This window comes from Mycobacterium sp. NGS56 (genome assembly GCF_059812425.1).
In genome coordinates this window covers 238512-256372 of sequence record NZ_JCALCQ010000005.1, presented here as the reverse complement: position 1 = coordinate 256372, position 17861 = coordinate 238512, and the positions used below count along the sequence as shown (strand labels likewise).

The window sequence follows — 17861 nt, the reverse complement described above, 5'->3', positions numbered from 1 at the left end:
TACCCGCTAACAGCTGGCGGCATGATCGAATGGCTCATGCTGTTCCGTCAGCTGGAATACTTCGTCGCGCTCGCTCAAGAGCGTCACTTCGCCCGCGCCGCAAGCATCTGCTACGTATCGCAGCCCGCGCTGTCGGAAGCCATCCGAAAGCTCGAATCCGAACTCAACGTCCCGCTGGTGCGGCGCGGACAGAGGTTCGAGGGCCTCACTCCCGAGGGTGAGCGGCTGGTGCCGTGGGCGCGGCGCATTCTGGCCGACCGCGACGCCCTGAAACAGGAAGTCACCGCGCTGCGGGCCGGACTGACCGGCGAACTGCGGCTCGGCGTGGTGCCGGCCGCCTCGACCACCGTTGCGCTGCTTACTGATCCGTTTTGTGCTGCGCACCCATTGGTGCGGGTTCAGCTCGAGGTCAACCTGCGCTCGGCGGGGATCGTCGAGCGGGTCCGCAAGTTCGAATTGGACGCGGGCATCCTGTATCCGGACCAGCAGGACACGGCCGATCTGCTGGTCACCCCGCTGTACCACGAGCAGCCGGTGCTCATCGCCGCCGCCGAACTGCTTGGTGGCGAGGCGAAAACCATCGCGTGGTCCGACGCCGTGCAGTTACCGCTGTGTCTGCTGACGCAGGGGATGCGGGGCCGCCGGCTCATCGACGACGCGCTGGCTACCCACGGCCTGCAGGTCACCCCGCAGCTGGAAACCGATTCCGTGGCCGCGCTGTTCGCCCACGTCCGCACCGCCCGGTGGGCGAGCATCGTTCCGCAACCATGGATTCACACCCTGGGCGTACCCGGTGGAGTCAGCGTGCTGCGGCTGCGGCGTCCCTCGGTGACCTCGTTGATCGCGCTGGTGACCAACAGGGCGGAGCCGGGCTCGTTGTTGGCTCGTGCGTTACGGCGGACCGCCCGCGAGGCCCGTATCGGCGCGACGCTCAGCGAGCTGCCCTAGCGGCCGGTGATCGGCGCTGCCTATCAGCCGGTCGGAAAGGCGTCTTTGACACCCGAGTGGCGCCCTCCGAGACTGGGGTGGATTCCGTCCAAGGAGGACTTCAATGGCCAAGTGTGTGATGGTGCTCTACCCAGACCCCGTCGACGGCTACCCGCCGAGCTACGCGCGCGACAGCATCCCGACGATTCACGGATATCCCGACGGCAGCACGGTGCCGACTCCGTCCAAGATCGACTTCACGCCCGGTGAGCTGCTCGGCTGCGTCTCGGGCGCGCTCGGGCTGCGCAAGTTTTTCGAAGATGCCGGACACGAATTGGTCGTGACGTCGGACAAGGAGGGCCCCGACTCGGAATTCGAGCGTGAGCTGGCCGACGCCGAGATCGTGATCTCCCAACCGTTTTGGCCGGCCTACCTGACCAGGGAACGCATCGCCAAGGCGCCCAAACTCAAGCTGGCGCTGACTGCGGGCATCGGCTCGGACCATGTGGATCTGGACGCGGCGAAAGAGCGCGGCATCACCGTGGCCGAGGTGACATACAGCAACAGCATCAGTGTCGCCGAACACGCGGTGATGCAGATCCTCGCGCTGGTGCGCAATTTCGTGCCGTCGCATCGGTGGGCCGCCGAGGGAGGCTGGAACATCGCCGATTGCGTCGAGCGTGCCTACGACCTCGAGGGTATGGATGTCGGCGTCATCGCCGCCGGCCGGATCGGGCGTGCGGTACTGCGCCGGCTGGCGCCGTTCGACGTCAACCTGCACTACACCGACACGCGCCGGCTGGCACCGGACGTGGAGAATCAACTGAACGTGACGTTTCACCCCACGGTCGAGTCGCTGGTCAAGGCCGTCGACGTGGTGTCCATCCACTCGCCGTTGTACGACGACACCCGCAGGATGTTCAACGAGCAGTTGATCTCGACGATGCGGCGGGGGTCCTACATCGTCAACACCGCCCGCGCCGAGGAGACCGTTCCGGAGGCGATCGCGGACGCCCTGAAATCCGGGCAGCTGGCGGGCTACGCCGGAGACGTGTGGTATCCGCAGCCGCCGCCGCCCGATCACCCGTGGCGAATGATGCCGAATAATGCGATGACGCCGCATGTTTCGGGTACCACGCTGTCCGCTCAGGCACGTTATGCCGCCGGCACCCGGGAGATTCTGGAGAGCTGGTTCGCCGGCACGCCCATTCGTCCCGAATACCTGATCGTCGAAGGCGGAAGGCTCGCGGGCACCGGGGCGCTGTCCTACCAGAAGTAGGTGTCAAAGCCGCTCAACCGGCGCTGGTCGCCCTCGACAGGGCCATCGGTGGCACGTAGCCGCCCACCAGTTCGCGATGCCACCAGGCTCGGTCACGGCGCAGCTCGGCCAGCGTGGTGAAGCGATACTGGTAGAGCTGAGCCCGTACGAACCGGGGCGCCGAGTCGGGGAAAGGGTTGTGGCGCAACAAGCGTAGGGTCGCTCGATCGTTTTCCAGCAGCCGCCGCATGAACGGCTTCAGCCACGGCTGCGCGTAGCCCGGCGAGATGGCGGCGAACCACATCAGCCAGTCCAGGCGCAGATGATATGGGGCCCATTGTCTCGGCAGCCGTCGTAGCGCGCCCGGCTTGCCCTTGAATTCGTATTCCTTCCAGACGGTTTGAGCGGTGAGGAGCGTCTCGTCGGTGCCTTCGATCACCACCTCGCGGCGGATCCGTCCGATGCTGCCAAACGCCCCATAGGTGTTGACCAGATGAAACGAGTTGAACGACATATTCATTCGCTGCCGTGACGACAGCATGTTTGCCACCGGCCAGTAGCTCATGAACAACACCGCGGCGGTGATTGCGGCCACCAGGCCGACGAACCACAGCGGCGTTGGCGCCAGACCGGCATGCGCTGGTACCAGGCCGTGCGGCAGGAGCATCGCCACCGACGCGTCGTCGATTGCGCTGAACGCCAGCAGGATCGTCACCCAATTGAGCCAGGCGAAATTGCCCGAGGCGACGAGCCAGAGCTGAGTGACGATGATGATCGCGGCGGCAACGCCGGCCACCGGCTGCGGCGTGAACAATCCGAACGGCACGATCAGCTGCGCGAAATGGTTGCCTGCCACCTCAATCCGATGCAGTGGTTTGGGCAGATGGTGGAAGAACCAGCTCAACGGCCCCGGCATCGGCTGTGTCTCATGGTGGTAGTACAAACACGTCAGATCACGCCAGCACGGGTCGCCGCGCATCTTGATCAGTCCCGCACCGAACTCGACGCGGAACAACAGCAGTCGAACCATCCAGAGCGTCAGCACCGGTGGCGCCACGTCGTGATTGCCCAGGAAGATCATCAAGAAGCCGGTCTCGAGCAGCAGTGATTCCCAGCCGAACGAGTACCAGGTCTGCCCGACGTTGACGATCGACAGGTAAAGCACCCACAGCGTCAACCACATCAACATCGCCGCCCACAGCGGCACCGCGTCGGCCGCCCCGACAACGATGGCCGCCGACAGCGCCGCGCCGAACCACGAGACGGCCGAGAACAGCGGATCGGAATAACGCAAATGGAAAAGGCTCGGCGTGCGCCAGAAGGACTGCCGCGCCAAGAACTGCGGAATGGGCAGGATGCCGCGTTCGCCGATGAGCGCACGAAACTGGGCCGCGGCCGCGACGAAGCCGAGCAGGTAAATCACCGCGGCGCCGCGCTCGAGCACCAGTCTGCCCACCCAATAGTCGGGTGCGGAAAACCAATCCATGGCGCTCGACTCCTCGGTTGGTGACGGTTACGCCAACCCGCGTATCCAGTCAATCAGCCGGTAAACGGCTAGCCAATAGCCCGGCCGACTATTGGTCGCGGAGTCCTCGCGCACGTGCGGGCACCGCAACCACCGAAGCGGCAAGCACCGCAACCGAAATCAGGGCAAGCAGCTGAACACCGGCGGAATGGCCGGCGTAGCCGTCGGCGGACCGCCAGGGCTGCCGCGACAACGCCGTCCCGGCCAGGATCAGCCCGCCGGCGCTGCACACCACGCTCACACGCTCCCAACGCCGCCGGTGCAACACGTAGCGCAGGCCCAGGGCGACACCCATCGCCACGACGCCGCCCCAGCCGGCGATCAACCCGGCGGCGGCCAGCGCCGGGGCGGTCGCCCATGCACCGGGCCGCCATGGCCGCGCGGGCGCGGCTTCGTCGCCTTTGCGTCGGGTTCGCCAAAGCGCGAGCATCGCCAACAGCGGCAGCAGGGCCAGCCCCACCGCCAGTCCCGCGCGATAAAGCGAGTTGGAGGCGAACGTCAGCGTGATGGTGCCGGGGTCGCCCGCGGGCACCACCCAGCCCTGCTGCCATCCGTTGACGGCGATCGGCGTCAAGCGGGCTCCGTTGCTGGTGTGCGCCACCCAGCCCGGGTTGATGCTTTCCGGGATGACCAGAACCCGGGACGTGGCGGAGGCGGGCGCCTGCACTTCGCGGCGAGCGGGACCCCAGCTCCGCCATGACGAAACACTCGTGGGCCGTGCGACTTCGGGCGTGACGGAGGCGGACAGCTCGGCTCCATCCACAACGAACTGAGCGCCGGGGCTGACCAGCAACTCCTGCTGGCCCGCGGGCAAGGCGATCGGGTCGCGCTCGCAGGGCACCGCGGCCAGCGGCGCGTCATCCAGAATGGCCCCCACGGTGCTGTGGACTGCGGTGTGCACGAACCGGCCCGCGACGGCGATGACGGGTCCGTGGTCGCAGCCGACGGTGATTTCCCGGCTGCGGTTGCGGGCCGCGTCGGCGGGCGCGATCGGCTTTCCGTCGGCGCCCAACGCCGCGACCTCTGCCAAGCCGGGAGGCTTGAGCTGGTCGAAACCCAAGGCGTTACGGTCGATGACGTCTTCCCAATTCAACAGGCTGATGGTCACGGTGTCGGTTACCCGCGGTTTCAGCGGCACGATCTGCGCCCCGTCCCGGCGCACCGCGGCGGCTTGCGGGCCATCGCCGAGATTGATGGCCACCATCGTCGGGTGCGTGGGCAGCGCCGAGCGGCTCGGGGCAAGTCGCACGCCGGTGACCTCGGTGGGGCGGGGCAGCGTCAGGGTCAGGGTCGGGGGGGTCTTGTGCTGCACCACCCGCTGCGGCGCCGTCCACGCGGTGCCCGGGTCGCCGTCGGCGGCAGCATATGCGGAGCCGAGAACATCGACGGTATCCGAATCACCATGAGCGACTGTAGTATTCGGCTCGTTGATCAGGTCGGCCAGCTTGGGTCCCTGACGCGGCCGCACCCACACCGTCGGGGTCACCGACGTCGCCGTCGGCACGGTCAGCGTCCGGCTGAAGTTGACCGGTTCCTCTGGGGCCAGGGCCATCGACGGCGCGCAGCGCATACCGTCGGGTGCTTGCGCGCAGCCCGGTCTGCCCGGTAGTTCCGATCCCAGGTCCCACGCGGTGACCGCCGATCCCGGTGGCGGTCCGGGCACCCGCACGGTGTGCCGCAGTTCGACCTGGTGGGCGAATCCGGACGCGTCGTATTGGGTGATCGACAGGTCGGTAATGCCGAACTGCACCCCGCCGGATCCGTCGTCGGTGCCCGCGGCGGTGATTCGCACCCACGGGGTCTCGCCGTAGGGGAGCGCCGCGGCAAGCGGCTTGCCCGGCTCATCGAAGCGCAAAGTGGTGCTGCCGGTGGCGGTTTCGATCAGGATACGACGCACCTGGGCGCCGACGGCGGTGGCGCTGGGCGTCAGAGTGATCGCCGCGTTGGTCACCGGGTGGTCGAAATCGATCTGCATCCATTGACCGACGGCGGCCTGCAGCGAGTTCGACACCCAGGCGGTTGCCGAGTCGCCGTCGATCGCGGCGGCCGCCGAGTTTGCCGGTGCGACGTCGGGCATCGCGGTGGAATCCGACGACGAACTCGATACCGTGATCCGTCCGCCGGTCCAGGCGCCGACCACCGGGTCGGCACCTGGGACGGGGTAGTCGGGTACCCGGTTGTAGGTGTGTCGCGCATCGCCGGGCGCGCGGGTCGCCGATGAATGGTGGTCAACCCGGCCATAATCCGTCTCTCGGGCCACCGGGGTGTCGGTGATGGTCACCCCGGCGCTCACCGGCAGCCCGGCGCCGTGCGCGTCGGCCGTCAACAGCGCCGGACCGAGCGGCGGCTGACCCAGGAGCCGCCTGCGCTCGTCAAGGCGCAGCAGCGCCTCGGGCCCGCCGCCGACCCGGGCCAGCCGGTCGGTGTCGACGAAATACGGTGTGGCGGGGTCGCTGGGATCGGTGTCGCCGCCGACTCGATAAATCTCAACCGCCGGGTATCGCGGCCGCAGTCCGCTGTCCGCGACGAAACCCGCCAGCGTGCCGGGACCCATCGGCGCGCCGAACTGTGCCACCTTGCGCAGCCCCGGTGATCCTTCAATGGCGCGGTGCACCAGGATCGGGCGCGCCGAGCGCGACGTGTCGGGGTCCAGGTCGTTACGCAACGCCACGTAGGAAATACCCTGGCGGGCAAGGGTGTCGGCCAAGCCGGCCGAGGGGCGGCCGGCGGCGAACAAGCGCTGCACCGAATCCAGCGCCCGAATGGTCTGGGGCGGGGTCAGCGGAATGGAATCGCGCACCCCCCAGGGGCTGGCACCCAGCACCTGCAGCGGCTCGTCGTGGCTGGTGCCCCATACCTGGGTGGCGAACGGCGCACCCGGAACCACGAGTACCCGTCCGGGTGTCGGTGTCCCGGTGTTGTGCTCGGTGAGCCAGTCGGCGGCCTCGTGCCAATACCGCGGGATCGCAGTGAAGGTGCCCGGCGGACTCAGCCGGCCGGTCCATGCCAGTGACGTGCTGACCATCAACGCCGTCACGACGACGATTGCCGCCGCGACCCGTTTGTCGCGCTCCGGGTGCCCAAAGGCCCGCAGCCACGCCGACGTCGGCGCGCTGCCCGGCAGCGGTATCCGGCCCAGCAGCTGCGCGATGCCCAGCACCACCGGGATCCTGATCACCGAGCCGAGCTTGTGCACGTTGCGCAACGGGGCGCCACCTGCGTCCAGGAAGGCCTGCACCGCGTGGGCCACCGGCGAGCCCAGCCCGCCGCTGTATCCGGCAGCCATCAACACCACGCCGACCAGCAACATCGTCACCAGCCGCCCGCGCGCCGGCATGGCCGGGCTGGCCAGGCCCGCCAGTCCGGCCGCCGCGACCAGGCAGGTCCCCAACACGGCCGCCGATCCGGTCACCAGCGGAGCGCCCGCGGTTGCGGTCGGCGCAACGTAAGGGGTCCAGCTGTCGGTACCGCGCAACATCTCGACCAGTGACGACCATTGCGTCGTCACGCCGGAGGATTCGATGAAGTCCAGGAACGGAGGGCTGATGGCGCGCAGCATCACCAGGGCCACCACCCACCACAGCGTGGCCAACAGCAGCGCCACCAGCCACCACCCGGTGTAGCGCCACCACAGCCGGTTCGGCCGGTGGCAAGCCCACCAGATCACCGCGGGCAGGCATCCGGCGAGTGTCGCGATGGCGTTGACCGCGCCCATCAGCGCGACGGCGAGACCCGCTTGCGCGGCCAGCGCCCGCACCGACCGGGCTGACGTTGATCCCGTGGAGCCCCGCAGGGCAAGGATCGTGGGCAACAACACCCACGGCGCCAACATCATCGGCCACGTCTCCGACGAGATCGATCCGAGTGTGGTCAGCACGCGCGGCGACAGCACGAACGCGACCGCAGCGAGCACCCGTGACGCCGGGCTGCCGATCCGCAACGCCTCGGCGACCCGTAACAGCCCCCAGAAGCCGACGGTGAGCAGCAGCGCCCACCACAGCCGTTGGGTGATCCAGCCGGGCACCCCCAGCGCATGGCCGAGCAGAAAGAAGGTGCCGTGCGGAAACAGGTACCCGTAGGCCTGGTTCTGCGCCTGCCCGAACGGCAGCTCGCTGTTCCACAGATTGGTCGCCCGGGCCAGAAAGCGCAGCGGGTTCGCGGTCAGGTCAAGCTTGGTGTCGGGAGAGATCCGCCCGGGGGATTGGATGAACGTCAAACCCAGCGCGATGGCACCGATCAGCCATAACCACCGGCGCGACACCGGCCCAGTCATCGAGCATGAGAACGGCATTCCGGTCTCCGCCCCCGGCGCGGATTGCCGTGGCGGCGACCCGCTGCGCCCGGCTTCGCCGCGCTTGCGATCGCCGCGATCCGACGGCGGCGACCCGCTGCGCCCGCTGCGCCCGGCTTCGCCGCGCTTGCGATCGCCGCTAGCTACGGTTTCCGTACTCGACCCGGTTGAGCACTGACGACTGCGGATCGCCCCCGGGAAGTGGCGGCTTCGTGTCTTGCTGGACCATCAGCGTGATTCCGAAGATCGCGGCCGCGCCGAGTAACAGGCCAACCACAACACTCGCTGCGGCGGGCGCAACGATCCGGTTCATCGACGGCTCCTGAGTGTCGGCTTGCGGTCGGGACTTTCAACCTAGCTAACCTAGCAGAACCCCGCGCGGCCACCGGGGCGCTGGTCACCAGTGCAGACAGTGTCCGTGGACACAGCGGTCGCCGTATTCCACCTGATAGGGACCGGCGGGGAGGGCGGGGCGCTGGAGGGTCGGAACCTGCACCCGGCTGTGGTCGGCCACGGCAAGCGTGACTCCGACGGTCGTCGCGACCCCGGCGGACAACCCCACCGCGACGCTGACCGCGGCGGCCAACGTGAAACCGGTCATCGCTGGCTCCTCCCTGCCAGTCAACGGGCGCGCAGCCCCCTGATCAGCAAGGTACCGCCGACGCACCCTGGAGCCGGGCACGAAACGCCCGTCGTGAAAGCATGGCCCGATGGCATTTTCGCGCACCTTCGCCGTGCTCGCGGCCGCGTCGGCGCTGGTGGCCGGCTGCGGCCACCACACCGCGCACCCGCCTCGCCCCTCGACGTCCACGCCGAGCAGGCCGGTGGCCGCCCCCGCGCCACCCGTGTGCGCCGACCCGTCGGCGGTTCCGGCCACTTTGGACATCCGGGACAAGCTCGCGCAGCTGTTGATGGTCGGCGTCAAGAACGCCGACGACGCCCGTGCCGTCGTCAACGGCTACCACGTCGGCGGCATTTTCATCGGCAGCTGGACCGACTTGTCGATCTTCAAGGGGCCGCTGGCCGACATCGCGGCCAAGGCGGGGCCGCTGCCGCTGGCCGTCAGCGTCGACGAAGAGGGCGGCCGGGTCTCGCGGTTGAAATCGCTGATCGGCACGTCGCCGTCGCCTCGCGAGCTGGCGCAGACGCAGACCGTCCAGCAGGTGCATGACCTGGCCACCGACCGCGGCAAGAAAATGCACGACCTGGGCATCACGGTGGACTTCGCGCCCGTCGTCGACGTCAGCGACGAGCCCGACGACGCCGTGATCGGCAACCGGTCGTTCGGCGCGGATCCGGCCGCCGTCACCGACTACGCCGGGGCTTATGCGCAGGGGCTGCGGGAGGCCGGGCTGCTTCCCGTGCTCAAGCACTTCCCCGGCCACGGCCACGGCTCGGGCGATTCGCACACCGGCGGCGTCGTTACGCCGCCGCTAGACGATCTGCAGAACAGCGATCTGGTGCCGTATCGATCCCTGGTGGCCGCGGCGCCGGTCGCGGTGATGGTGGGTCACTTGCAGGTTCCCGGACTCACCGGTGACGTCCCCGCCAGCCTGAGCCCCGAAGCGGTGCAACTGCTGCGCAACGGCGTCGGCTACAAAGGCCCGCCGTTCACCGGCCCGGTGTTCAGTGACGACCTGTCCAGCATGGCCGCCATCTCCGATCGGTACGGGGTAGCGGAGGCGGTGCTGCGCAGCCTGCGGGCCGGGGTCGACGTCGCACTGTGGGTCACCACCGACGAGGTGCCGGCGGTCTTGGACCGGCTGCAAAAGGCTGTGGCGTCAGGCGAATTGCCGGCTCAGCAGGTCGACGAGTCGCTGGTGCGGGTGGCGACCATGAAGGGCCGCAGCGCCACCTGCGGGCACTAGCCGGTGATCGCGAGCGCCGCGGCAGGGCGTTGCTTACTCTTGAGTCAGATAGACGGAGAGGTTAGCGATGGCGGGTGGTACCAAGCGGTTACCGCGTGCCGTCCGCGAGCAGCAGATGCTCGACGCCGCCGTGCAGATGTTCTCGGTCAACGGCTATCACGAGACCTCGATGGACGCCATCGCCGCCGAGGCGCAGATCTCCAAACCGATGCTCTACCTGTACTACGGTTCCAAGGAGGACCTGTTCGGCGCCTGCCTGAACCGGGAGATGGGCCGGTTCATCGACGTGGTGCGCGCAGACGTCGATTTCCGGCAGAGCCCCAGGGACATGTTGCGCAACACCATTGCGTCGTTCATGCGCTACATCGACGCCAACCGGGCGTCCTGGATCGTGATGTACACCCAGGCCACCAGCTCGCAAGCGTTCGCCCACATGGTCCGCGAGGGACGCGAGCAGATCATCGAATTGGTGGCCGGGCTGATGCGGGCCGGTAGCCGCAACCCACGCTCCGAGCGAGAGCACGAGATGATGGCCGTGGCCCTAGTGGGGGCGGGCGAGGCGGTCGCCAACCGGCTCAGCACCGGCGACGTCGACGTCGAGGAGGCCGCCCAGCTGATGACTGACCTGTTCTGGTACGGCCTCAAGGGCTCACCGGCGGAACAAGAGGCGGCCGCGGCCCACCCCGATCCGGGCGGCTCGGCCGCCGCCGCCGACTAGCCCCGCATTCGTTCCGGTGGCCGGTATGGGCGCGCCCGGCTCGGACCGCGGCAACCTCGACTTCTTTTGCGCGGTAACCATCGTCGGGTTGCTCGCCGGAGTTGCGGGATTGGTGACGACGTTCGTGCTGCGCGCCGTCCAGCACGCCACCTACAACTACAGTTTCGGCGCGCTGCTGGCGGGGGTGGCCGCCAGCAGCCCGATCCGCCGCATCGTCGGCCCGATGATCGGCGCCGCGCTAGCGGGCCTGGGATGGTGGCTGTTGCGGCGCCGGGCGCAGGTGCCGCCACTTGCGCCGACCATCGCCGCGCGTGAACCCGTGCCGAGGCTTTCCTGGAGCGTCGACGCTTTGCTTCAGGTGCTGCTCGTCGGATCGGGCGCGTCGCTGGGACGGGAAGGGGCCCCGCGTCAATTCGCCACAGCGCTAAGCGATTTGGGAACGGGATGGCTCAAGCGCCTTTCTCCGAGTGATCGTGAGGTCCTGCTGGCCTGCGCGGCGGGGGCCGGGCTGGGCGCGGTGTATGCGGTTCCGCTGGCTGGGGCGCTGTTCTCGGTGCGCATCCTGCTCAACACGTGGCGGCCGCGCGCGGTGGGCGCGGCGCTTCTGTCCTCCGGCTTGGCGGTGGCGGTCGGTTCGGCGACCACCCGCGATCAGCCCAACCTGCAGTGGCCGATCGAGGAGTCGACGTATCTGCTGACCGCGCACGGATTGTTGCTGGCGCCGGTGACTTTCGCGGTGGGTTTGGCGTTCAACCGGTTGATGGCCGCGGCACGGCCGGCCCGCCCGATGCGGACCGCGTTGCTGATCCCCGCGCTTGCCGGGGCGGGCTTGGTGATGGGGATCTGTTCGCATTGGTGGCCCGAGTTGCCCGGCAACGGCCGAAGCATCCTGACGGTCAGCCTGGACAGCGGCTTGACATTGCTGTCGGCGCTGGCGATTCTGGCGCTGAAACCCCTGCTGACCGCACTGTTTCTACGGGCCGGTGGGGCTGGCGGATTGCTCACGCCCTCGCTGGCGACCGGCGCCGCCGCCGGGGCGGCGCTGGTGTTGATGATCAATTGGGCGACCGGGACACACCTGCATGTGCCGGCGGTGTCGCTGGCCGGCGCCGCGGGCGTGCTCGCGGTGACGCAGGGCTCACCGATCTGGGCGGCGATCTTCGTCTGGGAACTGGCCCGGCCGCCCCTGTGGCTGTTTTTGCTTTTCCTGCTCACCGCGACCACCGCCCACGGTTTGAAAGTGCTTGCCCAGGGCCGCAGTACGACGCACGCCGGCTAGTGGCGATCGCGAGCGCGGCGGAGCCGGGCGACTAAAGCGGCGGATCGCGAGCGCGGCGGAGCCGGGCGATGCGGGTCGCCACGGTCAGTTCTGGCGATCGCGAGCGCGGCGGAGCCGGGCGTCTAAAGCGGCCGGACCGTTCCGGTCAGGTGCGGGTAGCCCTTGGCGATGTTGCGCAGCGCGATATCCCAGCCGCCATCGTGTTCGTCGATGTAGAGGCCTGCGGTCGCGGGCAGCACCACCGGCTTGCCGAACCGCACGGAATACCGGACCGCGTCCGGAATCAGCGCTTCGATATTGGCCAATACGGCTGCCGCGGTGTACATTCCGTGCGCGATCACCGTCGGGAACCCGAACAGCTTTGCCGCGACCGAGTTGGTGTGGATCGGATTGTGATCGCCCGAGACGTCCGCGTAGCGCCGGATCAGCCCCGGGCTGATGCGCAGCACGGTTGACGGGGGCGCCAGCTTGGGTTGTTTCTGCGGGGGCGGCTTGGGTTCGTCGGACAGGCTGGTCCGCTGCTGGTGCAGGAAGGTCGTCACCTGGTGCCACGCGGTGTCGTTGCCGACGCTGACGTCGGTCACCAAATCGACCAACAGACCCTTGCGGTGTTCGCGGAGATTTTCTGCGTGCACACGCACCCCGACGGTATCGGTGACCGCAATCGGGCGGTACTGCGTGATGTGGTTTTCGGTGTGCACCGATCCCATTGCGGCGAAAGGGAAGTCGAATCCGGTCACCAGCGACATCAGCGCCGGAAAGGTAAGCGCGAACGGGTAGGTCAATGGGACATGATTGCCGTAGCGCAGACCGGTCACCCCCGCGTACTCGGCCACATTGGTGCGGTCGATCGGCAGTTCGTCGATGGTCACGGTGCGGGTGGGCAGTTCACTTCCACGCGACACCACCGGCAGGGCCCCGGCGGCTGCCCGCAGCATGTTCTTCAGGCCGCTTGGCTGGTTCATGGCGTTCCTCCTCGCCGGCCTATGCGCCCAGCATGGCCTGGCCGCAAACGCGAATAACGTTACCTGTCACCGCATTTGAAGCTGGGCTGGCGAAGTAGGCGATGGTTTCCGCGACGTCCACGGGCTGTCCGCCCTGCAGCAGCGAGTTCATCCGGCGTCCGACCTCGCGGGTGGCCAGCGGAATGGCGGCCGTCATCTGGGTTTCGATGAATCCCGGCGCGACGGCGTTGATCGTGATGCCCTTGTCGTAGAGCTCCGGGGCCAGCGCCTGGGTGAGGCCGATCATCCCAGCCTTCGTTGTCGCGTAGTTGGTCTGACCGCGGTTGCCGGCGATGCCGGCCATCGACGACAGGCCGATCACCCGGCCACCCTCGCTGAGGGTGCCGTTGGACACCAGCCCTTCGGTAAGACGCAGCGGTGCAAGCAGATTGACCGCCAGGACGGCGTCCCAGCGAGCGTCGTCCATGTTGGCCAGCAGCTTGTCGCGGGTGATGCCGGCATTGTTGACCAGCACGTCGGCGCGGCCGCCGTGGTGTTCGCGCAGGTGTTCGGTGATCTTGTCGACGGCGTCGGAGGAGGTGACGTCGAGCCACAACGCGGTGCCCCCCACCCGGCTGGCCGTCTCGGCCAGCGCCTCGGCGGCCGATTCGACGTCGATCGCGACCACGCGCGCACCATCGCGGGCGAACACCTCTGCGATCGTCGCGCCGATTCCCCGGGCCGCGCCCGTGACGATGGCGACCTTTCCGTCCAGCGGGCGCTCCCAATCGGCGGGGGGCGTGGAGTCTGCGTCCCCGACGTAGAAGACCTGGCCGTCGACGTAGGCGGACTTGGCCGACAAGATGAACCGCATCGTCGATTCCAGGCCCGTCGCAGCGGGTTTGGCGTCCGGCGACAGATAGACCAGGGCCACCGTGGTGCCGTTGCGCAGCTCCTTGCCCAGCGAGCGAGTGAAGCCTTCCAGGGCGCGCTGCGCGATCCGCTCGTGCGGGCTGGCCGCGGCCTCGGGCGTGGTCCCGACCACGGCGACGCGCGCGGAATGACCCAGATTGCGCAGCAGGGGGGTGAAGAACTCGTACAGCCCCCTGAGCCCTTCGGGCGTGGTGATGCCGGTGGCATCGAACACCAGCCCGCCGAACTTGTCGGCCCACCGGCCGCCCAGGTTATTGCCCACCAGGTCGTAATCGGCGTCCAGCGCCGCGCGCAGCGGCTCGACGACCCTACCCTCCCCGCCGATCAGCAGGGCCCCGGCCAGCGGCGGTTCACCGGCGCGGTAGCGGCGCAGCGTCTCGGGTTGGGGAACGCCGAGCTGCTTGGCGAGAAACGATCCAGGACCGGAATTGACGATCTGAGAGAACAGATCGGATGAAGCCTTGGGAGCCACCGGAGCTACCTTCCATGTTCTTTCGAATTCGGGGTATGCCTACAGCACAACCGTATCGAGGACGAACTTACTGCAGAGTAAGAACAGTGAGTAGTATGGCCCCAGACGGGCGATCCAAACCGATAGACCGCAGAAACACGGAGAAAACAGTGGCCCCTGCAAGTTCTCAGGCAAGTAACCAGCGCAGTTCCGAGCGTCGACGCGTGGCCGTCCTGGGCGGTAACCGCATCCCCTTCGCCCGATCCGACGGTGCCTACGCGGAGGCGTCCAACCAGGACATGTTCACCGCGGCGCTCGAAGGGCTGGTGGATCGTTTCGGGCTGGCCGGCGAACGGCTGGGTGTGGTGGTCGGCGGCGCCGTGCTCAAGCACAGCCGGGACTTCAACCTGACGCGTGAATGCGTGCTCGGTTCGCAGCTGTCGTCGCACACACCCGCGTTCGACCTGCAGCAGGCCTGCGGGACCGGGCTGCAGGCGGCCGTCACCGCCGCCGAGGGCATTGCGGCTGGCCGCTACGACGTGGCCGCTGCCGGCGGCGTGGACACCACCTCCGACGCGCCCATCGGTCTGGGCGACGACCTGCGGCGCACGCTGCTCAAGTTGCGCCGCGCCAAGTCCAACGTGCAGCGGCTGAAGCTGGCGGGCACTCTGCCCGCGACGCTGGGAGTGGAGATCCCGGTCAACAGCGAACCCCGCACCGGGCTGTCCATGGGTGAGCACCAGGCGCTGACCGCCAAGAAGATGGGCATCAGCCGCGTCGCCCAGGACGAGCTGGCCGCCGCCAGCCACCGCAACATGGCCGCCGCCTACGACCGTGGCTTCTTCGATGACCTGGTCACGCCTTTTTTGGGGCTGTACCGCGACGACAACTTGCGCGCGGACTCATCGGCGGAAAAGCTGGCGAAGCTGCGTCCGGTGTTCGGCGTGAAGGCCGGTGACGCGACGATGACGGCCGGTAACTCGACTCCGCTGACGGACGGCGCGTCGGTGGCACTGCTGGCCACCGACGAGTGGGCGGCCGCGCATTCGCTGACCCCCCTGGCTTACTACGTGGATTCGGAAACGGCAGCGGTCGACTACGTCAATGGGCGCGACGGCCTGCTGATGGCCCCGACCTACGCGGTGCCGCGGCTGCTCGCCCGCAACGGCCTGAGCCTGCAGGATTTCGACTTCTACGAGATCCACGAGGCGTTCGCGTCGGTGGTGCTGTGTCACCTGCAGGCGTGGGAATCCGAGGAGTACTGCAAGGAGCGCCTTGGCCTGGATGCCGCGCTGGGTTCGATCGACCGGTCCAAGCTCAACGTCAACGGCTCCTCGCTGGCCGCCGGGCACCCGTTTGCGGCCACCGGCGGACGAATCCTGGCTCAGGCCGCCAAACAGCTTGCCCAGCGCAAGGCCGAGCAGAAGGGCGACGGCACAGTGCGCGCCCTGGTCTCGATCTGCGCGGCCGGCGGCCAGGGTGTCGCCGCGATTCTGGAGGCCTGAGCGGGCAGTCAGCGCGCCGTCCATGCCGACTCGACACTCCGAATGAGTTGACTCACGCCTGGTTAGCCGAATCGGGCTAACGGGTACCCGACCCACCGGATGGCCCCGTGTTGTGGTCTGACCCCCCGACCCCGACGGCAATACGGGGCATCCCCCGAATGCGAGCGCCGGCCCCTTGAGGACTGGCGTGCGAGAAGGGCCGCCGCTGGAGTGAGGGGATCCAGCGGCGGCCTTTTTGCTGTCCAGCATCTTGCAGCGGTTCTGCGAAGCGACAAATCCCCCGCTTCGCGGGCGAAGCGGGGGATTTGCGTGGTCTTCGAGTCGGCTTAGAAGGCGGCCTCGTCGAGCTCCATGATGTCGTTGTCCAGGGTGTCGATGACCTCGCGGGTGCTGGTCAGCATCGGCAGGAAGTTCTTCGCGAAGAACGACGCCACCGCGACCTTGCCCTCGTAGAAGGACTTCTCCTCACCGCTGGCCCCGGCGTCGAGCGCCGCCACGGCAACCGCCGCCTGGCGCTGCAGCAACCAGCCGATGACCAGGTCACCGACGCTCATCAGGAAGCGCACGGAACCCAGACCCACCTTGTACAGGCTGGTCACGTCCTCCTGCGCCGCCATCAGGTAACCGGTCAGCGTCGCCGCCATCGCCTGGACGTCGTCCAGTGCCTTGGCCAGCAGCTCCCGTTCGGTCTTCAGGCGGCCATTGCCCGACTCGCTGTCGACGAATTTCTGGATCTGCTCGGAGACGTGAGCCAGTGCGGTGCCCTTGTCGCGGACGATCTTGCGGAAGAAGAAGTCCTGCGCCTGGATGGCGGTGGTGCCCTCATAGAGCGAGTCGATCTTGGCGTCCCGGATGTACTGCTCGATCGGGTAGTCCTGCAGGAAGCCGGACCCACCGAAGGTCTGCAGGCTCTCGGTGAGCTTGGCGTATGCCTGCTCCGAGCCCACTCCCTTGACGACCGGCAGCATCAGGTCGTTGACCTTGACCGCCAGCTCGGGGTCCACACCGTGGAGGGCCTCGGCCACCGCCGCGTCCTGGTAGGTCGCGGTGAACAGGTACAGCGCGCGCAGACCCTCGGCGTAGGCCTTCTGGGTCATCAACGACCGGCGCACGTCCGGGTGATGCGTGATGGTCACCCGCGGTGCGGTCTTGTCGGTCATCTGAGTCATGTCGGCGCCCTGGACGCGAGACTTCGCGTACTCCAGCGCGTTCAGGTAACCCGTCGACAGGGTCGCGATGGCCTTGGTGCCGACCATCATGCGGGCCTGCTCGATCACCTCGAACATCTGCGCGATGCCGTTGTGCACCTCGCCGACCAGCCAGCCCTTGGCGGGGACGTCGTGCTGGCCGAAGCTCAGCTCACACGTCGCCGATACCTTCAGGCCCATCTTGTGCTCGACGTTGGTGACGTAGACGCCGTTGCGCTCGCCCAGCTCACCGGTCTCGAAGTCGAACAGGAACTTGGGCACGAAGAACAGCGACAGGCCCTTGGTGCCCGGTCCGGCACCCTCGGGGCGCGCCAGTACCAGGTGGAAGATGTTCTCGAACAAATCGCCGGAGTCGGCGGAGGTGATGAACCGCTTCACGCCGTCGATGTGCCAGGAACCGTCTTCCTGCTGGACCGCCTTGGTGCGCCCGGCGCCGACGTCGGAACCGGCGTCCGGCTCGGTGAGCACCATGGTCGAGCCCCAGCCGCGCTCAGCGGCCAGCACGGCCCACTTCTTCTGCTCCTCGGTGCCGAGGTGGTACAGGATGTTGGCGAAGCCCGCGCCACCGGCGTACATCCACACGGCCGGGTTGGCACCCAGGATGTGCTCGTGCAGCGCCCACAGCAGCGACTTGGGCATCGCGACACCGCCGAGAGCCTCGTCGATGCCGACCTTGTCCCAGCCGGCCTCGATGACGGCGTGAACCGACTTCTTGAATGACTCGGGCAGCGTCACCGAGTGCGTCTTCGGGTCGAAGACCGGCGGGTTGCGGTCGCCCTCGACGAACGAGTCCGCGATCGGGCCTTCGGCCAGCCGGCTGATCTCGTTCAACATTTCGCGGGCGGTGTCGGCGTCCAGATCGGTGTATTCGCCTTGGCCCAATGCCTGGTCAACGCCCAGAACTTCGAACAGGTTGAACGCCTGGTCGCGGACGTTGCTCTTGTAGTGGCTCAC

The 17861-nt window shown here is 68.0% G+C and carries 13 protein-coding genes; 6 read left to right on the top strand and 7 right to left on the bottom strand.

All coding sequences use genetic code 11. The annotated features are described in order from the left end of the window. Positions 1–36 precede the first annotated feature (36 nt). Both AC5Y4F_RS15920 and AC5Y4F_RS15915 read left to right on the top strand, forming a co-directional pair. Positions 37–948 carry a LysR family transcriptional regulator gene (locus AC5Y4F_RS15920; protein ID WP_067931818.1) on the top strand — a complete coding sequence of 304 codons (912 nt, stop codon included), beginning with the start codon at positions 37–39 and terminating at the stop codon, positions 946–948. A 103-nt stretch (positions 949–1051) separates the two neighbouring features. Then, positions 1052–2206, top strand: a complete 1155-nt coding sequence (locus AC5Y4F_RS15915; RefSeq protein WP_067931730.1) for an NAD-dependent formate dehydrogenase — start codon at positions 1052–1054, stop codon at positions 2204–2206. A gap of 13 nt (positions 2207–2219) precedes the next feature. Here AC5Y4F_RS15915 and AC5Y4F_RS15910 read toward each other — a convergent pair whose 3' ends face one another. The 4 genes from AC5Y4F_RS15910 to AC5Y4F_RS15895 all read right to left on the bottom strand — a co-directional run bounded on the left by AC5Y4F_RS15910 (position 2220) and on the right by AC5Y4F_RS15895 (position 8602). Continuing rightward, entirely contained in the window at positions 2220–3671 is a 1452-nt protein-coding gene (locus AC5Y4F_RS15910) for a lipase maturation factor family protein (protein WP_067931732.1), read from the bottom strand. A gap of 88 nt (positions 3672–3759) precedes the next feature. Continuing rightward, complete coding sequence (locus AC5Y4F_RS15905; RefSeq protein ID WP_499997592.1) at positions 3760–7983, bottom strand: DUF3367 domain-containing protein; 4224 nt, start codon at positions 7981–7983, stop codon at positions 3760–3762. Between the two features lie 157 nt (positions 7984–8140). Then, positions 8141–8314 (bottom strand): DUF2613 domain-containing protein, encoded by a 174-nt coding sequence (locus tag AC5Y4F_RS15900; protein WP_007769006.1) that lies wholly within the window; start codon positions 8312–8314, stop codon positions 8141–8143. An 84-nt stretch (positions 8315–8398) separates the two neighbouring features. Continuing rightward, the gene (locus tag AC5Y4F_RS15895) at positions 8399–8602 is read right to left on the bottom strand and encodes a DUF2613 family protein (protein ID WP_067931734.1); all 204 of its coding nucleotides are present in this window, start codon (positions 8600–8602) and stop codon (positions 8399–8401) included. A gap of 109 nt (positions 8603–8711) precedes the next feature. Between AC5Y4F_RS15895 and AC5Y4F_RS15890 the strand changes: the two genes are divergently transcribed. The 3 genes from AC5Y4F_RS15890 to AC5Y4F_RS15880 all read left to right on the top strand — a co-directional run bounded on the left by AC5Y4F_RS15890 (position 8712) and on the right by AC5Y4F_RS15880 (position 11866). Continuing rightward, on the top strand, positions 8712–9869 hold the full coding sequence (locus AC5Y4F_RS15890; protein ID WP_499997559.1) for a glycoside hydrolase family 3 N-terminal domain-containing protein: 1158 nt from the start codon (positions 8712–8714) through the stop codon (positions 9867–9869). A 67-nt stretch (positions 9870–9936) separates the two neighbouring features. Next, the gene (locus AC5Y4F_RS15885) at positions 9937–10587 is read left to right on the top strand and encodes a TetR/AcrR family transcriptional regulator (RefSeq protein WP_499997558.1); all 651 of its coding nucleotides are present in this window, start codon (positions 9937–9939) and stop codon (positions 10585–10587) included. A gap of 25 nt (positions 10588–10612) precedes the next feature. Beyond that, entirely contained in the window at positions 10613–11866 is a 1254-nt protein-coding gene (locus AC5Y4F_RS15880; protein WP_499997557.1) for a chloride channel protein, read from the top strand. 122 nt (positions 11867–11988) lie between these two features. Here AC5Y4F_RS15880 and AC5Y4F_RS15875 read toward each other — a convergent pair whose 3' ends face one another. Together AC5Y4F_RS15875 and AC5Y4F_RS15870 are read right to left on the bottom strand one after the other, a co-directional pair. Continuing rightward, positions 11989–12831: a MaoC/PaaZ C-terminal domain-containing protein gene (locus tag AC5Y4F_RS15875; protein ID WP_067931743.1), complete on the bottom strand. Its 843-nt coding sequence runs from the start codon at positions 12829–12831 to the stop codon at positions 11989–11991. Between the two features lie 19 nt (positions 12832–12850). Beyond that, complete coding sequence (locus AC5Y4F_RS15870; RefSeq protein WP_067931745.1) at positions 12851–14215, bottom strand: 3-oxoacyl-ACP reductase; 1365 nt, start codon at positions 14213–14215, stop codon at positions 12851–12853. A gap of 149 nt (positions 14216–14364) precedes the next feature. Between AC5Y4F_RS15870 and AC5Y4F_RS15865 the strand changes: the two genes are divergently transcribed. After that, on the top strand, positions 14365–15699 hold the full coding sequence (locus AC5Y4F_RS15865; protein WP_499997556.1) for an acetyl-CoA C-acetyltransferase: 1335 nt from the start codon (positions 14365–14367) through the stop codon (positions 15697–15699). Positions 15700–16025: 326 nt separating this feature from the next. Here AC5Y4F_RS15865 and AC5Y4F_RS15860 read toward each other — a convergent pair whose 3' ends face one another. After that, positions 16026–17861 carry an acyl-CoA dehydrogenase gene (locus tag AC5Y4F_RS15860; RefSeq protein ID WP_067931750.1) on the bottom strand — a complete coding sequence of 612 codons (1836 nt, stop codon included), beginning with the start codon at positions 17859–17861 and terminating at the stop codon, positions 16026–16028.